The sequence below is a fragment of the Fibrobacter sp. UWH9 genome, assembly GCF_900129715.1.
Lineage (GTDB): Bacteria > Fibrobacterota > Fibrobacteria > Fibrobacterales > Fibrobacteraceae > Fibrobacter.
The window spans coordinates 222,169-237,688 of the sequence record NZ_FQWP01000004.1 but is presented as its reverse complement, the minus strand read 5'-3'; the positions used below and the strand labels follow the sequence as shown (position 1 = coordinate 237,688).

Annotated in this window: 16 protein-coding genes, 1 tRNA gene and 1 pseudogene; 5 read left to right on the top strand and 13 right to left on the bottom strand. The window is 49.4% G+C overall.

Annotated features, from left to right (window positions below; translation table 11 throughout):
• From BUB94_RS05565 to BUB94_RS05550, 4 genes are all read left to right on the top strand, one after another.
• On the top strand, positions 1-324 hold the full coding sequence (locus BUB94_RS05565) for a DUF4321 domain-containing protein (RefSeq protein WP_073158178.1): 324 nt from the start codon (positions 1-3) through the stop codon (positions 322-324).
• Entirely contained in the window at positions 324-1,742 is a 1,419-nt protein-coding gene (gene gatA / locus BUB94_RS05560) for an Asp-tRNA(Asn)/Glu-tRNA(Gln) amidotransferase subunit GatA (protein WP_073158175.1), read from the top strand. Before BUB94_RS05565 ends, gatA begins: the two co-directional genes overlap by 1 nt.
• Before the next feature lie 430 nt (positions 1,743-2,172).
• Complete coding sequence (locus BUB94_RS05555; RefSeq protein ID WP_073158173.1) at positions 2,173-3,084, top strand: hypothetical protein; 912 nt, start codon at positions 2,173-2,175, stop codon at positions 3,082-3,084.
• Between the two features lie 81 nt (positions 3,085-3,165).
• Positions 3,166-3,813 (top strand): hypothetical protein, encoded by a 648-nt coding sequence (locus tag BUB94_RS05550; RefSeq protein ID WP_073234911.1) that lies wholly within the window; start codon positions 3,166-3,168, stop codon positions 3,811-3,813.
• 75 nt (positions 3,814-3,888) lie between these two features.
• Here the strand turns inward: BUB94_RS05550 and BUB94_RS05545 are convergent, their stop codons facing one another.
• The 4 genes and pseudogenes from BUB94_RS05545 to BUB94_RS05530 form a co-directional block, all read right to left on the bottom strand.
• The gene (locus BUB94_RS05545; RefSeq protein ID WP_073234908.1) at positions 3,889-4,575 is read right to left on the bottom strand and encodes a hypothetical protein; all 687 of its coding nucleotides are present in this window, start codon (positions 4,573-4,575) and stop codon (positions 3,889-3,891) included.
• 200 nt (positions 4,576-4,775) lie between these two features.
• Positions 4,776-4,871 (bottom strand): annotated as a pseudogene (locus tag BUB94_RS17155) (transposase); the annotation flags it as partial.
• 217 nt (positions 4,872-5,088) lie between these two features.
• Positions 5,089-6,492, bottom strand: coding sequence for an FISUMP domain-containing protein (locus BUB94_RS05535; RefSeq protein WP_083538123.1), 1,404 nt, complete (start codon positions 6,490-6,492; stop codon positions 5,089-5,091).
• A gap of 9 nt (positions 6,493-6,501) precedes the next feature.
• A complete protein-coding gene (locus tag BUB94_RS05530; protein WP_139259133.1) occupies positions 6,502-7,446 on the bottom strand; it encodes a hypothetical protein in 945 nt (314 codons plus the stop codon).
• A 51-nt stretch (positions 7,447-7,497) separates the two neighbouring features.
• On the opposite strand from BUB94_RS05530, the gene BUB94_RS05525 reads away from it, so the two are divergent.
• A complete protein-coding gene (locus tag BUB94_RS05525) occupies positions 7,498-7,959 on the top strand; it encodes a hypothetical protein (protein WP_073234900.1) in 462 nt (153 codons plus the stop codon).
• Positions 7,960-8,034: 75 nt separating this feature from the next.
• On the opposite strand, the gene BUB94_RS05520 is transcribed toward BUB94_RS05525, so the two are convergent.
• The 9 genes from BUB94_RS05520 to ispE all read right to left on the bottom strand — a co-directional run bounded on the left by BUB94_RS05520 (position 8,035) and on the right by ispE (position 15,508).
• A complete protein-coding gene (locus tag BUB94_RS05520; RefSeq protein ID WP_175549682.1) occupies positions 8,035-9,582 on the bottom strand; it encodes a beta-galactosidase in 1,548 nt (515 codons plus the stop codon).
• Between the two features lie 144 nt (positions 9,583-9,726).
• Complete coding sequence (gene guaB / locus BUB94_RS05510) at positions 9,727-11,184, bottom strand: IMP dehydrogenase (protein ID WP_073158156.1); 1,458 nt, start codon at positions 11,182-11,184, stop codon at positions 9,727-9,729.
• Positions 11,185-11,248: 64 nt separating this feature from the next.
• A complete protein-coding gene (pth, locus tag BUB94_RS05505) occupies positions 11,249-11,800 on the bottom strand; it encodes an aminoacyl-tRNA hydrolase (protein WP_073234891.1) in 552 nt (183 codons plus the stop codon).
• Positions 11,801-11,820: 20 nt separating this feature from the next.
• Positions 11,821-12,435 (bottom strand): TlpA disulfide reductase family protein, encoded by a 615-nt coding sequence (locus BUB94_RS05500; protein WP_175549681.1) that lies wholly within the window; start codon positions 12,433-12,435, stop codon positions 11,821-11,823.
• Positions 12,432-13,568, bottom strand: coding sequence for a hypothetical protein (locus BUB94_RS05495; RefSeq protein ID WP_073234885.1), 1,137 nt, complete (start codon positions 13,566-13,568; stop codon positions 12,432-12,434). The genes BUB94_RS05500 and BUB94_RS05495 overlap by 4 nt, the downstream gene beginning before the upstream one ends.
• A gap of 2 nt (positions 13,569-13,570) precedes the next feature.
• Positions 13,571-13,717: a hypothetical protein gene (locus BUB94_RS16680; RefSeq protein WP_158236659.1), complete on the bottom strand. Its 147-nt coding sequence runs from the start codon at positions 13,715-13,717 to the stop codon at positions 13,571-13,573.
• Positions 13,718-13,871: 154 nt separating this feature from the next.
• Positions 13,872-14,456, bottom strand: coding sequence for a 50S ribosomal protein L25 (locus tag BUB94_RS05490; protein ID WP_073234882.1), 585 nt, complete (start codon positions 14,454-14,456; stop codon positions 13,872-13,874).
• A 37-nt stretch (positions 14,457-14,493) separates the two neighbouring features.
• Positions 14,494-14,565 (bottom strand) — tRNA-Gln (locus tag BUB94_RS05485).
• Between the two features lie 34 nt (positions 14,566-14,599).
• Positions 14,600-15,508 carry a 4-(cytidine 5'-diphospho)-2-C-methyl-D-erythritol kinase gene (ispE, locus tag BUB94_RS05480; RefSeq protein ID WP_073158142.1) on the bottom strand — a complete coding sequence of 303 codons (909 nt, stop codon included), beginning with the start codon at positions 15,506-15,508 and terminating at the stop codon, positions 14,600-14,602.
• Positions 15,509-15,520 lie beyond the last annotated feature (12 nt).

The following is a 15,520-nucleotide window of genomic DNA, read 5'->3' as shown; positions in this document are numbered from 1 at the left end:
ATGAGTCATAAGAATACATTTGCACGTCTCGTGCTTTTTATTGTACTGGGCTTGATTATCGGCGGTGTCCTGGGAGAATGCCTGGGAGTGCTGTTCGGTCAACTCGGTGAATTGATGAATGCGGGTGGTTACAACAATATCGTTCACAACGTGTTTGTTACAGCTTTTCCCTTTAATATCGGTTTTCCCGACAAGCCGGAACCCGTGGTTCTTGACTTGTACATGATCAAGATTGCCTTTGGCGTTGGCTTCAAGATTAACTTCGCCAGCATCATCGGCATGGTTGTCGGCATCTACATTATGAAATGGTCCGGAGAAAGGTAATGATTACTATTGAAGAATTGCAAGCTCAATTGGCTAGCGGCGCCACAACTTCTGTGAAGCTCACTGAAGAAGCTCTGGCTAAGGTCGAAGCTACTAAGAATTTGAACGCCTACATTTCCGTTCTCAACGAACGTGCTTTGGAAAAGGCTGCTGAATCCGACAAGCGTCGCGCCGAAGGCAAGACCCTGGGTGCTCTTGACGGCATCCCCGTCGCCATCAAGGACAATATGTGCCTGGTCGGAACCCGCACCACCGCCGCTTCCAAAATTCTTGAAAATTTCGTGGCCCCCTACACCGCTACCGCTGTCGAAAAGCTGGAAGCTGCAGGCGCCATCATCATCGGTAAGACCAACATGGACGAATTCGCCATGGGTTCTTCCAATGAAACCTCTTATTTCGGTCCTGTTAAGAACCCTCTGGATGAAACCCGCGTTCCGGGTGGTTCCTCCGGTGGTTCTGCCGTAGCTGTTGCCAGCGGTACCGTCGCCTGCGCACTTGGTTCCGACACTGGTGGATCTATCCGTCAGCCCGCCGCCTGCACTGGCGTCGTGGGTCTGAAGCCCACCTACGGCCGCGTTTCCCGTTACGGTCTGTTGGCCTACGCCAGCTCCCTGGACCAGATCGGCCCCTTCGGTTCTACTGTCAAGGACGCAGCAATCTTGATGAACGCTATTGTTGGCGTTGACCCCCATGACAACACCACCAGCACCCGCCCCGCAGAAGACTTTACAGCAAAGCTGGACGCTGGCGTGAAAGGCAAGGTCATTGGCGTTCCTAAGGAATACTTCGCCGAAGGTCTTGATCCTGAATGCAAGGCAGCCATCGAAGCCATGCTGAAGAAGCTGGAAGCCGAAGGTGCCACCATCAAGGAAGTAAGCCTCCCCAACATCGGCAACGCAGTTTCCAGTTACTACATCATTGCAACTGCAGAAGCTAGCTCCAACCTTTCCCGCTACGACGGCGTTCGCTACGGTTACCGCAGCAAGGATGCCCGCAAGCTGATCGACCTGTACTCCATGAGCCGCAGCGAAGCTTTCGGTAAGGAAGTGCAGCGCCGTATCCTCCTGGGTAGCTATGTGCTTTCCGCAGGCTTCTACGATGCCTACTACGTTCAGGCTCAGAAGGTCCGTCGCCTCATTACCGACGACTTCAACAAGGCTTTCGAAGAATGCGACGTAATCGCCAGCCCCACCATGCCGGGTCTCCCGCTGAAGTGTGGCATGAACGAAAGCGACCCCATGGCAGTTTACTTGAGCGACATCTACACCGTTAGCCTGAACCTGGCCGGTCTCCCCGGCGTAAGCGTTCCTTGCGGTATGGCTGGCGGCCTGCCCGTTGGCCTGCAGTGGATCGGCAAGCCCTTCCAGGAAGCCGACCTGCTCAGCGTCGCTGCTGCAACTGAGAAGCTTGCAAAGTGAGAGTCGCGCCGACAAGCAAATTTGTCGGCATGACCGAACGCAGCAGCGGACGCCAAAGGCGTCAAAAGCTTGCAAAGTGAGCCTGCATGGGTCGCCCCCTCTAAAAAGCGCAGTACACATAATTTATTAAGGATTCGCCCCTCGGGGTGGATCCTTTTTTGTTTCAGGAGGTTCTCTACAACGAAAAAAAGATACTAAACAGAATTTATACCCATAAAAAATGATCCTTTTCAATTCTTATAGGTAAAATTATAAACAAACTAACACAAAATTTAACCAAATCAGGAAAAAAAGCCCTACACTACCTATAACAAAACCAGTATTCAAGTCTGTTATAGGTAATTCAAAAAAAACATCTTTACAAATAACCAGGTTCCGACCCAAATTATACCCATAATACACCAAATACATTCCAATTTATAGGTAAAAAATGCAAAATCATCTTGTCAAAACACCAATTACCCAAATTCGCAACATCCTGGAAGATGTCGTTGTTCAACTATCCGCTCTTTCTCAGCGAATTTTCCGAAGCAAGGCCAAAAAACAGCAAGGATCCTTACGCATCGCCATCAACAAGGGCACTCCTCAATACTATCACATCACAACGAAAGGAGATACTAACGGAAAATACATTCCAAAGTCTGACTCCAAGCTGATTTCATCACTTGCGCAAAAAGAGTACCTCGAAAAATGCAACCGTATTATTGAAAGGCAACAAAAGGCGCTAGCCCGATTCCTAAAGGATTTTCATCCCGAAGACATCATTGCGGTTCATACAAACCTTACGGAAGCCAAAAGGAGATTCGTAACGCCTTTGCTCCTAACCGACGAGGAATTTGCAGCGCAATGGCAAGCCAAGCCATACAGTGGAAAATTTTTCGCAAAGGATACTCCAGAACATTTCACTAATAGCGGATTACGGGTCCGTTCCAAATCTGAGGTGATTATCGCCGAATGCCTCGCCCGCCACAACATTCCGTTTCGTTACGAAGCCCCGCTGGAATTAATCATCGGGGATACGTCAAGCATAACCGCCGAAACACCGACGAACAACATTCGCCGACGCACCCTCAATCAAGACGCCGACCTCATGCAAAGCAAGGCAGTCACATTCTATCCCGACTTCACTTGCTTAAACAAGCGCACCCGTCAGGAATTCATCTGGGAACATTTTGGCATGATGGACAATCCCAATTACGCCAGAAACGCTATAGAAAAACAACGAAGCTACGCTGCCGCTGGCTACATTCCAGGAATAAACTTTATCGCCACCACCGAGACGACAGATCTTCCCCTGAACATCCCTTACGTAGAGCAAATGACAAAATCATTGCTAATGTAAATCTGTCCCAACCTTCACATGCATAAGCATTTACTACCTTTCTCGCCGCTCATGTGAGCTTCATTTTTAAGGGTTAAGAAGATGAACTTAAAGATTTTACTGGGTGCAGCCATAGCTGCATTTTTATTCGTTGGCTGTTCCGGCCCCCGTTTTTTTGTTGATTCCCAATGGACCAATAAACCGGCAAAAGCAAAATTTATTTTTTCTACCGGAGTTGTAGAAAATCAAGAGGATCTAGATGATGTCCTTGTGGAAGATGAAAACTTCACGGTATGGTTTGCAAGGCAGCTCGAAGAAAATGTGAAGTTCTATTCCAACCATGTTGACTTCACTGCCGAAAGAATTTCTAAGGAAGAAATGCTAGAAGAAAAAGTGACCTTAGGGAAAAATCCCGTCACGGTCGGCAAGCCCAAGACATTTAACAGCGACGCCGAAATCTACGTCGTTCTGAACAATCTCTGGTTTGGACGAACTCAAAGGACCTCGTACTATACCCATAATATGGCGGCGGGCACCCCAACAACATCGTCCACCAATTACTTCATATCCATGTCAGGCCGATACGCCTTCTACGACACGGGAACCCAAAAGATCCTTGGCTACGGCGAATTCAACACCAACGAAGAATATGTCCGCAACTTAGGGCGCGACAGCTGGAAACGATTAATCCAGACTTCTATAGAAGAAATCCTTGAAAACACGCCGCTAACTTATCCCGCCGCAAAGTAAGGAAAAGACTTGTTCAATACAGAACAAGTCTTTTTCAATAACACGTGCAGTACTAAAACTGCGCCGCAAATTCTATTACTTCTTCAGCACCGGAGTTCTTGCAAGAGTCTTTTTCACGAGAGCCAACACGCATTTTTCCCAATCACCCCTGGTCATGGCGTAGGCAAACTTGCTCTTGATATTCCAATGTCCAAAGGCGACACGGTTACCAGTCTTGGCGCTATAATAAGCGTAGTCGGCGTAAAGCCACAGACCGTTATCCGCGATGGTGGGGCCTGCGGTTGCCATGCTGTTGTTAGCAGGAGCACCGTAACCATTTTGAGAGACATTCTGGATGTATGCCCAGTTTTCGTAGGAATCTTCGCGACGGCTGAAGTTCACATTGGAGAAAACCAGATAGTAGCCGTCACCATCCATGGCCATGGGCTTCATCATATTGAATTCAACGGTCTGGATGCTATCCTTTTCGTGGACCAGTTCGTCGGCACCCACTTCGCGAACTTCAAGAGGCACAGAGTTCTTGGTGACCAGATTCAAGTCCTTGGTCAATTCAGCCTTGAACCAGGCGCTGAAATTGTCGGCGTATTCTTCCAGGTCGTCCTTCACGTCATCCTGATTTTCGACCATGGGCTTGGTGAATTCAACGGTTACGGATGTGGGCTTTTCGGTCCATTCCGGATCAACGAAGAATGTGGGTTTCTTGGCACAGCCTGTAAATGCCATGGCCACAGCGGCCATGCAGCAGAACAATTTGATTTTCATATTTTAACCCCTATATTTTGGTTGACGCAAATATAAAAAATCAAACCAGAAAAAAGGAACCCACCGGCCGGTGGTTCTTCATAGACGGGCAAAGCCCTATGTTACGGCACGCGCTAACACGCGTACGCAGTCTGCCACCTGCGATGGTCCTTACCCGGCTACCCGTAAACGGGTTATTTCTTTCCGAATAGGCCTAACTGTTCCCCGTAGAAAACCTTCCTTCTAAATTTTGGGGCAAACACAATGTGATATTTGCAATTCCACGTTGTATGTGCAGTTGTATTTCTATTATTCATATTAATCCTTTGGTTTTATTGTGATGCAGTTGGCAGACCGCACCATCAATTTAGCCAAAGGATTTCTTTTTTCATGATCGCCAGAAGGCTTTACTTGAACACCCCAGCATAGCTGGGGTTTTCATTTTATACAGAAACGTGACGAAATTTTATAATTTCGCCAGCCTCAATCACCCCTCCACAAACAAATACTTATGGATTTTTTGAAAAAAAACAGTTATTCCATTATGCAGCGGACACTGGCTTCATACAGGTCATCTGCAAACGGGTCCAAATTCACGTCCTTGTTTTGATTGCTCAGATACAGGCCAACGTGGGCACTGGTCTCTCCGTCGTCGGCAACAGAATTCGTAGAACCCCAGAACAGGGCATAATCCGTCTTACTGAAAATGTCGTGCCTACGGAACCCAGCGGGTATGGCGTTAAAGCCGTAGAAATCACGGGCATTCAGACGTCCCCACTTGCCAACAGCCATCAAACCCTCGCCTACCCCGAAATCGCCAGCATGAGCCTTGACGGTATCGAGAAGAGATTCAAAATCCATTTTCTCGGGAAGACGCCAGCCTGTCGGGCAGGCTTTCTGGGCAGCATTCCAGCTATATAGACGACCATACACGAGGCAAGAATCAAGGTTGAAATCACGGCAGTAGCTTTCCCCATCGGGATCTTCGTAATTCAGATTCTCGGCCATCCAAGTTTGACTTCCTATCTTTACGGTCTTATATATGGTGCTGTCTCGTTCGTCTAACATTTGCCCCATCCGCATATCATTCTTAATGCAACGAACCGGCATCCTAATATCCTTGGTCCGGTAAAGCATGGCTTCAACCGTATTTTCGATGGTATAGATCCAGACATCCATATCATCTAAATCGTAGGTCCCAACAGCCGAAGATGTCCAAAAATGAGCTTTCATACCCATCGGGGAACCCCAATCATCAGCCATCCCCAACGGGAGAGCGGCAAATCCCAGGGAATTATATACGTCGGCCTGCCGTTTCAAAGACCACAACGTATCACTCTTCAGGGCGTCATCATAATAGATTGAACCTTTCTTCGCCTTGGCATAATTCACCAAAAGTTCCCACTGCCCCAAAGTAGGCACATCCCACCCTTCCGGGCATACCTTATAAATTTGTACAGAAGTTGTCCAATAGTAAGCCCCATAAATATCGCAATTTGACGGTTTATCATCACGGCACTCGTGCTCCACCCCGGTATACCTTAAATTTTCGGCCATCCACTCTTGGTCGCCAATAGAAACGGTCCTATAAACCTTGTCGTCTCGAGAATCCACCATGACTCCATAGGAGCCCTTGAACCCAGAAACGAAACTGGAGGACGAAGGTATGGAAATACTAGAAGAGGAACTTACGGATGACTCCTGAGAATACCTCCAGGAGGAACTGCTGTACCAGGAAGAACTGCTCGCTCCAGAGCTATACCTGTAGCTGGAACTGGAACTACTGTACCCCTCGGCCACAAAGCTTTTTTTATCGAAGCTAGAGGACGACTCGTTTTCCAGGTGGCCGTACAAATCTTCATAATCACCCACATAATCCGTGCAGGCGACAAAAGGCAAAACAAGTAGGCAGCACAAAACAAAAAATTTAACGTTCATCTTTACCGCCTAAAAGAAAATACTGAAACCCAAGCCAACAGCGCCAACGGCACCCATGATGATTCCCACCGTACGCAGGTTCTGTGCCAGACGGATGTCGTTCAAGTTGTCTCGATATTGGTACTTGTTATCGGGAATCTTGTCGTAAGCATCGGCAGCGTAATAGTCGGCAAAAAATGCCCCCACGACACCAATCACGGTGGTTACCGCCGAAACGACAATCAAGGTGGTTCGCACATTGGATTCAGCCATGGCAGGTGCCACCTTCCTTGCGGCACTAGCCTTTTCCTGAGCGGCCTTCTGGGCCACCATGGAGGAATCCTCGGCATAAGTGTACAGACGGGGAACGAGAATCTTGGGTTCGGAATCCTCAACCGATTCGGGTGCGGAATCCGGGGGCGCTATATTAGTGGATTCATCGACGGGTTTAGGGGATTCGTCGACGGGTGCGTCTAACGGATAAGGAGATGGTTCATTACCACGGCAAATCAAAAAAAATTCGTGGGCTCGAGACTCTACAATTCCAAGCAGTTCCTCGGCATCGACACCGCGGCCAGTAAAGCTGGAAACCAGTTTACTAGAAATCGTTTCGTACAATTCAACTGTCAGGGTGAACTTTTCACCATAGAGACCTACGCGAGCCTGAGCTACATAGTCGGCAGAAATGTTGCGCCCCGTTTCAACCAGACAGCTACCCTCGCAATCCTCGATAGACATATCGGGAGGCAACATGGCATTGATATTATCCCGGGTCATAATGGTAAATCCGAAATCCGCAGGCAAGGCCTTAACAGCCCCGGCACGCAACACGTTAGTGATGAACTGCCTTTCTTGAAAGGGCATGACCGTGGAGTCATTGCAGACAGTCTCAAGCACCGCCACATACTTGGCTGAAGCCAGACAAGGCAACCCGATTATCAATAAGCAAAAAAGAACGAATCTCACTAACCTCATGAATTCAAAGATAGCACAAACATTCAATTTATTTATCTTTCGCACCATAAAATGAAATTCGAAAAAGACACTTTATACGTCTGGGTAGGCGGCAGCTGCGATTACGGCCACAAGGAACGGGCCGGCGGCGGGGCCTACATTGCCGAAACCTTCGCCACCGATTCCAAGGATGGCGTTGGCGGGAAAATCGTGGATACCTACACTACGTCGGACTTTAACACCAAGGAATTTCAGATGATTTACAGGGCCATGGACCACGTCCTGGAGAAGTTCGGTACGTCAGAATGTCGCGCGAGCTCTAAAAATCGCGCGAGCTCTGAAAACCGCGCGGGCACCTTCGAAAAAATCGTATTCCTCTCCAACGTCCAGTATATTCAAAACTACCCCAAGCCGGAGAACGTGGAAATCGGAATTCTCCCCTACCACAAGTTCCCTCGCCAAAAGGAAGTTCATGACATGGCAAGCCAGGCCATGCGAGATTTGCGCAGTTCCGGAGAAGGCGTCAACACCTAGGAACAGCCGACAAAATCAACCTATAAAAAAAGCCTGCCACGAAGACTCGTGCAGGCTAATTTCATCTCGTCAAAATTACGGTTTCAGCAACAGCTTATTGTTTGCCTGCAGGCCGTCGTTATCGAAACGTACGGTAGGATTCTTTCCGCTTTTGAAAGCTTCTTCACTTTCGTAGATAGAGAGCGCCACAGAAACTCCCGGCAGCGCCGCCACATTGGTCAGCCTTGCAGGAACTGAGTTAGCAAAAGTAAAATCACGAACCATTTCGTCCTTGAAAGTACCCTTGGAAACCTTGATGGTTTTACCCAGCTGTTCAAGAACTTCGCCTTCGCCGTTGACCAATTCTGCCACCATATAAATATCAAAGAAGCAGGGAGCAATGCCCGTGTTCTTTACGGTGATATTCAATGTATTTGTAGTTTCCTTGTCACCCGTAACCGTCAGAAGTTCAGCCTGCTGCACCATGAAATTGTAACCGATCACATGGGTCAGGGAATCTGCCAAGTCCTTGTGTTCACTGTAGATTTTAAATCCGCAATCGCTTTCCTGTTCCAGCACATAGTAGGTCAAATGAGCTGTGGTAATTTCGTGAACCCAACGTTCCGGAGTCCACTTTTTGTACTCACGATCGTCAAAGGTCAGCATTCTTTCGTAGCTGCCAATATTTTCTGCAATAGTCGGAAGCCCTGCCTCGTAGGCACGCACCAAGGAATCTGCAGTACCGGGAATTCCAATAAAGCCGTCGTCACGCTTGGTAATCCCAAGGCTTAACGCATAGGTGTAAATTTCGCCATAGGCATCAGAAGGCAAGGCAAGCAGAGTCTTCTTGAATACAGAAGCGTAATGGTCCAGCAATTCCTTCTGAACCTTTAAGGGCGGCATATCGCTACCATCCAGATGGGAAACGTGCCATTCGCCCCATTCACCAAAGGTACGGACATCAATGTATTCAAGGCGGGGATCCCCATCATACTTTTCTGCCATAGCCGTAGCGAAATCCTTGGCGGCCTTCAGGTAGACAGGATCATCCCATCTGGGAACTTGGGCGCGGGCACCATTATCCTGAAAGATGGCGAAATCCTTCTTGGCTCCCTCTTCGTAAACCCAGTCAGGAGTCCAGTCGTATTCACTTGTGGGCGTATCGTTACCCGTGATGTACCAGGGAGAGTAAGGGAACACTCGCAAAGCGTAACCCAGACCATGTTCCTGAAGTACGTTAAGCAAATCTTCTAGCTCGGACCAATCGTAAACTCCCTTGCCGGGATTCAACTTGTCCCAACGCTGATATCCGGAACCGTAGGTAATCAAATCCCATGCGCCATTTTTATCGGGACCGTACCTGAATTCGGGAACGAAATTCCAGGCACCTTCGGTAAGGAGCGTAAAGCCCTTATGAGGATTGGGCAGCGGACCATTAAAGGGTTTGAGAGTGTAAGCAATCTTTGTAGTGTTACCGCTTGCGGAACCACTGGTGATTTCGTCTGAGGAACTTGACTCCAAAGTAATAGATTCCGAGGAACTAGACACTTCATTAGCTGCGTTTGTGCTGTTTCCATCATCACCACATGCGACTAACCCTAAGGCAAAACAAGCCGCAATACCAAACAAAGAAATTCTTTTCACCCAATCCTCATACGTTATTCTGAATATAATAAAAAAAATTCCCATCAAACAAAACAGAGTCTTTCTAAACAAAAATCCCGCTGCAGCTAAAAACTGCAACGGGATTTTCAAATGGTTAGCGAGCGGCCAAAGTCCGCGGCCAAATTAACCTTCGGATCTGTAGTTCGGGGCTTCCTTGGTGATGGTCACATCGTGGGGATGAGATTCGCGGAGACCTGCACCAGTGATGCGAACGAAGGTAGCCTTGTCGTAGAGTTCCTTCAGGTTTGCAGCACCTGCGTAACCCATAGCGGAGTGGATACCACCGATGATCTGGTAAATGGTATCGCGGAGCGGTCCCTTGTAAGGAACGCGGCCTTCGATGCCTTCCGGAACGAACTTGCGGGGTTCCTTGATGCCACCCTGGAAGTAACGGTCTGCAGAACCTGCAGCCATGGCGCCCAGAGAGCCCATACCGCGGTAGCTCTTGAAGCTACGGCCATCAGCGAGAATGACTTCGCCCGGAGCTTCTTCGGTACCTGCGAACATGGAACCGATCATCACGGCGTGACCGCCAGCGGCCAGAGCCTTCACGATGTCGCCAGAGAACTTGAGACCACCGTCAGCGATAATCTTGACGCCAGCCTTGCGTGCAGCCTTGCCGCATTCCACAACAGCGGAGAACTGGGGGTAACCTACGCCAGCCACGATACGGGTGGTACAGATGGAGCCAGGACCGATACCCACCTTGACGATGTTGGCACCGCACTTGGCAAGTTCAGTAACAGCTTCCGGAGTGCAAACGTTACCACCGCAGATGGTGAGCTTGGGATACTTCTTGCGGACGGTCTTCACCATGTTGCGGACACCGATGTGGTGGCCGTGAGCGGTGTCGATCACCAACAGGTCGACGCCAGCGTCAACGAGGGCTGCAACGCGTTCCAGAGTATTTGCAGAGGTACCGACAGCAGCACCCACCAGCAACTGGCCATTCTTGTCCAGGCTTGCGGAGGGGTTGTTTTCGCGCTTCAGAATGTCGGTCATGGTGATGAGGCCCTTGAGGTTGCCTGCATTGTCCACCAGCGGGAGCTTTTCGATACGCTTTTCGGCCAGGAGTTCCTTAGCCTTGGCAAGGCTGATCTTCGGGCTTGCGGTGACCGGATTCTTGGTCATCACCTTTTCAATCTTCACATTGTAGTCGGAGATAGTGCGGAGGTCGCGGCTAGTGAGCATACCCACCAGCTTGCCATTCTTGAGAATGGGGAAACCGCTAATCTTATGGGCAGCGCGCATTTCGAATGCAGCGGAAACCGGCTGGTCAGCTTCCAGGGTCACCGGATTGCTAACGATACCGGACTGCCAGCGCTTGACCTTGCGAACTTCTTCGGCCTGTTCTTCGACGCTCATGTTCTTGTGAATAATGCCAAGACCACCCTGAAGAGCAATGGAGATTGCCAGGGGAGCCGTAGTAACGGTATCCATAGCAGCACTGATCACAGGGATGTTGAGCTTAATGTTCGGAGCAAGCTGAGTGCTCACGTCTGTCTGGGACGGCAAAACGGAGGAAGCTGCGGGAACGAGAAGAACGTCATCAAACGTTAAAGCTTCAGGCAAAATTTTCATAAATGAACCTCATTCTATTTTGCAAAGATAAGATAGAAAAAACCGAGCGACACGTCAAAAGGAATTACTTGCCGTTATAGCGTTCCATGCACTTTTCAATGCCGAACTTGAAGTAGCATTCCACCAGAGGTTTGACTTTTTCGAGAGCCTCGTCGAAAACAGGGCGGTCTTCGGGCGGGAACTTCGCAAGCACCCAGTTGGAAAGGTCAAACTTGGGAGGGCACTTACCCACACCAAAGCGGATGCGGGGGAACTTGTCACCAATTTTCTCGATGATATTACGAAGGCCATTCTGACCGCCATGACTGCCGTTGGCACGGCAACGGATGCGACCCACATCGAGATTAATATCATCACTAAAAACAAGTAGCTGTTCCGGCTTGATTTTATACCAAGTCATAAGAGCCTGAACGGACTCGCCAGACAAATTCATATAGGTCTGAGGTTTGGCCAGCAGACATTCCTGCCCACCGACAACCACCTTCTGGGTCAGTGCCTTGTGTTCAGATTTCCAGTCACCGGAAGTAGCCAATTTTTCGACAGCCATAAAACCGGCATTGTGGTGGGTGTTAGAATACTGAGTTCCAGGATTTCCGAGACCGACAATCAGATACATGTTAACCTCAAACTTTTAATTTACTTTGTCCAAAGGGCCTGGGGCCAGTCGCCGCCTTCCTTGCCAATGAGTTTCACCGGTTTGACCTTGGAATCCACCACCAGTGTCTTGGGCAAAGACATCTCTTCACCGGAACGGGTGATGCCGAAATTCTCGGTCATACGTTTGAAGGGGTCCACAACGACCTTAAATCGACTAGCACCCAACTTTTCGACCCAACGTGCAATAGCCTTTTCATCAGTTTCACCGATATTCACAAGAACAACTTCGGTCTTGTTCTGGGTCAACAGGGCTTCGGCGGCGGCCAGATTTTTGACTCCCACGCGGCAGGGAATACACCAGGTGGCAAAGTAGACCAGGGCCACACGGTCGTTATTCTGGGCGAGCTTAGTCAGGTGCATCTTGGTAAAAGGAGTATTGGCGACACTCACTTCGCGTACAGCAAACCAGGGCAAGGAATCTGCAATGGCCGAAGGAATTTTCAGCCTTACCGATGGCGGTACATCAGGCTCTTCCACATATTCATCGTCTGGGGCATATTTGACAGAGGGATTCGCAGAGGGCTGGGGAGCGAACTTGGCAAAAGCCAAAGACACGATGCACAAAGCTAAAATCAATGATTTTTTTAATTTCACTTCATTCTCCAGCGGTTCAGTTCGCGACGCCAATCCGCAAACCATTCAGCCTTGCCGATATTCTTGTTCAGGCGATCCATGGCCTCGGCTTCATCGTACTTGCCGGTACCGGCAGCACTGGCATGCAGTTCAAAATAACGTTCACCTTCACAAGAAGAACCGGTAAGGGTCAAAGTCGCAGAGCACTTGATACCCAAGCTACCTTCCTTACAATTCTGGTCAAGAACGCCAGCCTTCAGGACAAGGCCGCCCTTGCACTGTCCACTGACCACGCTAAAGTTCTGCGAAACCACCGAGAAAATGGAACGTTCCACATCGTTCTCGGGAGCCTCAAAGTACATGGCATAGGTGGAAAGGAATTGGGAAAAATCATTGTGCATGTAGGCGTAATCGGCATCGGTGGCAGCAGAGGATGCTTCGTCAACCATCCCGAAACTACGGAGGATTTCCCGATTGGCTACATAACGGATATACACCTGACGGCCCAACTTGTAAGTCTTGTTTTTCTGAAGGGGATGCGATGCACCCTCATAAGTCTTGGCATACAAGTGGAGGGAATCCTGAAAAACGCCGGCCTTGAAGCGGAAGGGTTTCATGGCATCGTTTCGGGACATGCAGGCAACGACCTTCACCTTACCATTGTGCGGCTGCTTCAAGACAACCTTGGCATCCTGGGCATTTTCAAGATGAGCCAGGACCTTGGTCTCCATATCAAAACTGGACTTGATGATTTCGTGACCATCAGCATCTTCAGTAGAAGACACCTTGGTGTGAGTTGCGGCAGATACTGTCGACTGGATCTGGGCGGCAATGGCCTTCTGAGCCAAAACCACAGCCTGATTGTAATCGGCATCAATTCCCTCGCCACGAAGGTCCGTGTCATCAGGGCACGTTCCAGATGACTGTGCGTTTATTGCGGCCTGCCCCTGATCTGCAGACGGATTCGCAGACGGATTTACAGACGGATTCGCAGTTTGGGCCGAAGGCTGCCCCGACGTCTGACCTAAATCGGAGTAGGCGGCATTTGCGGAATTTCGGACCGCGGAAACATCCGAGGCAGAAGTCTTTGCGTCAGACGAAAGGGAACAGGAGACAAGCCACAGGGCCAGCGGCAAAAGCAGGATTTGCTTCATAATTATTCAGCGTCGTTATCCAATTCCTGATATGCAGACTGAGCGTTAGCTCGGGTAGAATCATAATCAGGCTTGGATTCGCTGCTTGCGCAGGCACAGATCATAAGTGCAGAGGCTACAGTAGCCAGAACAGCAAAAAACTTTTTCATTTCATTCTCCTTTCTTAAAAGTCAGACTTTTTATATCCGACTCAAATATAAAAATAAGGCCAGGATGTTTTCACCTGATTACAAAAAAACGCCCAAGGAACCGAAGTTCACTTGAGCGTCTTTAATCTCGGTAAAGAACCGTAGAAACTAGGGATTAGCCCTGAGCTTCTTCAGTCTTTGCGCCACGCTTAGCGGTGATGTTGAAAATCACGACGCGCGGAGTGCAAGCCAGTTCCACACCTTCAGTCAGCGGAAGATCCTTGGCGTAGAAGGTAGTGGGAGCCGGATAGCTGGAGATATCCATTTCGATCAGAGTGGGGATCTTGGTGGGAACAGCAGCCAGCTGGATGTAGCGATTCTGCTGAGCAAAGGTACCACCCTGGGTCTTAACACCAACCGGAAGGCCGTTCAGCTTAACGGGAACGCGAACCTTAACCTTGGTGGTTTCGTCGATCTTCAGGAAGTCGATGTGGATGATTTCCTGAGTCAGAGGATCCTTCTGATAGTTGTAAACTACAGCGGCGTTGCCTTCCTTGCCATCAATGACGAGGTCGAGAAGCGTATAACGCTTACCCGGGGCGAGGACCTTGCGAACGTCGATAGCGCTAACGCTAACATTCACTGCTTCCTGACCCTTACCATAATAGACAGCCGGAATCTGACCGGCCTTGCGGAGACGCTTGCTATCAGCGCTCTTGCCCTGTACTCTCGAGGTTGCTACGAGCTTAGTGAGTTCCATAATTTACTCCATTCGAGTTTATGATTAAAAAAAAACATTGGGATAGCTGGACTCGAACCAGCGAATAACGGAATCAAAATCCGTTGTCTTACCACTTGACGATATCCCAATGGTGGCGCAAATATAGTATTAATGACAACTTTTTAAAGGGTCGGCACCCAAAAGCGAGTCACTTTTTGATATCTAGAGATGGATTTCATGGCGCCCGCAGCGGTTTCAGCCAGTTCCTTTGAGGCAAAAACGCCAAAAACAGAGGCTCCGGAACCAGACATGAGTGTCGTTTTGGCCCCCAGACGGCTAAATTCAGCCTTCATTTCGGCAACCAGGGGATGCAGAGGGAACACGGATCCTTCAAATGCGTTGAACGAGATGAAAGAGGAAAGACGGGAGACGAGAGTCTTATCGTCAGCGGCAGACTGGAATTCGGCCTTGTAAGAATCCCAACGAGCCGGACCAGACTTTGCCACCCCGGCGTAAGCATCCTTGGTAGGGACAGCATCCAGGGGCGTGCAGATCAACAGGTATTCCCCTTCGGAAAGTTGCAGCGGGTCGATAAAAGTCAACTTTTCACCAATGCCTTCGGCAAAGGCGGTTCCACCCCGAACCAGGAAAGGCACATCGGCACCAAGTTTTGCACCGATTCCTTCAAGAACTTCGGCTGCATAGTTCAGATTCCACAGGCGATTCAGCACACGAAGGGCCGCAGCCGCATCGGCACTACCACCGCCAAGGCCAGCCCCAAGGGGCATCACCTTTTCTAGATAAAGGTCGGCGCCCAGGGATTCTGCGGCAGCCTTTGCAGAGGTTTCGGCCTGTTCCACCGCATAGGCTTTAAGAGCGACGGCAGCCTTGAATACCAAGTCGGACTGAACCGGATATTCCTGGGGTTTGTTGTAGGTCAGGACAATCTCGCCATCGTTGCGAAGTTCGGCGTTCAATGTATCGCCGGCATCGACAGTCTGAAAAATGGTACCTAGATCATGGTAGCCATCTTCGCGTTTGCGGATGACATCCAGAAACAAATTGATTTTTGAAGGAGCATATTCACGCATAATTATGAGGTT

Bases quoted from the DNA above. Each gene is read 5' to 3' on its own strand.
- BUB94_RS05550 (WP_073234911.1), top strand. From the start codon at position 3,166: ATGAACTTAAAGATTTTACTGGGTGCAGCCATAGCTGCATTTTTATTC.
- BUB94_RS05545 (WP_073234908.1), bottom strand. From the start codon at position 4,575: ATGAAAATCAAATTGTTCTGCTGCATGGCCGCTGTGGCCATGGCATTT.
- ispE (WP_073158142.1), bottom strand. From the start codon at position 15,508: ATGCGTGAATATGCTCCTTCAAAAATCAATTTGTTTCTGGATGTCATC.
- BUB94_RS05495 (WP_073234885.1), bottom strand. From the start codon at position 13,568: ATGAAGCAAATCCTGCTTTTGCCGCTGGCCCTGTGGCTTGTCTCCTGT.
- BUB94_RS05525 (WP_073234900.1), top strand. From the start codon at position 7,498: ATGAAATTCGAAAAAGACACTTTATACGTCTGGGTAGGCGGCAGCTGC.
- guaB (WP_073158156.1), bottom strand. From the start codon at position 11,184: ATGAAAATTTTGCCTGAAGCTTTAACGTTTGATGACGTTCTTCTCGTT.
- gatA (WP_073158175.1), top strand. From the start codon at position 324: ATGATTACTATTGAAGAATTGCAAGCTCAATTGGCTAGCGGCGCCACA.
- BUB94_RS05490 (WP_073234882.1), bottom strand. From the start codon at position 14,456: ATGGAACTCACTAAGCTCGTAGCAACCTCGAGAGTACAGGGCAAGAGC.
- BUB94_RS05530 (WP_139259133.1), bottom strand. From the start codon at position 7,446: ATGAGGTTAGTGAGATTCGTTCTTTTTTGCTTATTGATAATCGGGTTG.
- BUB94_RS05535 (WP_083538123.1), bottom strand. From the start codon at position 6,492: ATGAACGTTAAATTTTTTGTTTTGTGCTGCCTACTTGTTTTGCCTTTT.
- BUB94_RS16680 (WP_158236659.1), bottom strand. From the start codon at position 13,717: ATGAAAAAGTTTTTTGCTGTTCTGGCTACTGTAGCCTCTGCACTTATG.
- BUB94_RS05565 (WP_073158178.1), top strand. From the start codon at position 1: ATGAGTCATAAGAATACATTTGCACGTCTCGTGCTTTTTATTGTACTG.
- BUB94_RS05555 (WP_073158173.1), top strand. From the start codon at position 2,173: ATGCAAAATCATCTTGTCAAAACACCAATTACCCAAATTCGCAACATC.
- pth (WP_073234891.1), bottom strand. From the start codon at position 11,800: ATGTATCTGATTGTCGGTCTCGGAAATCCTGGAACTCAGTATTCTAAC.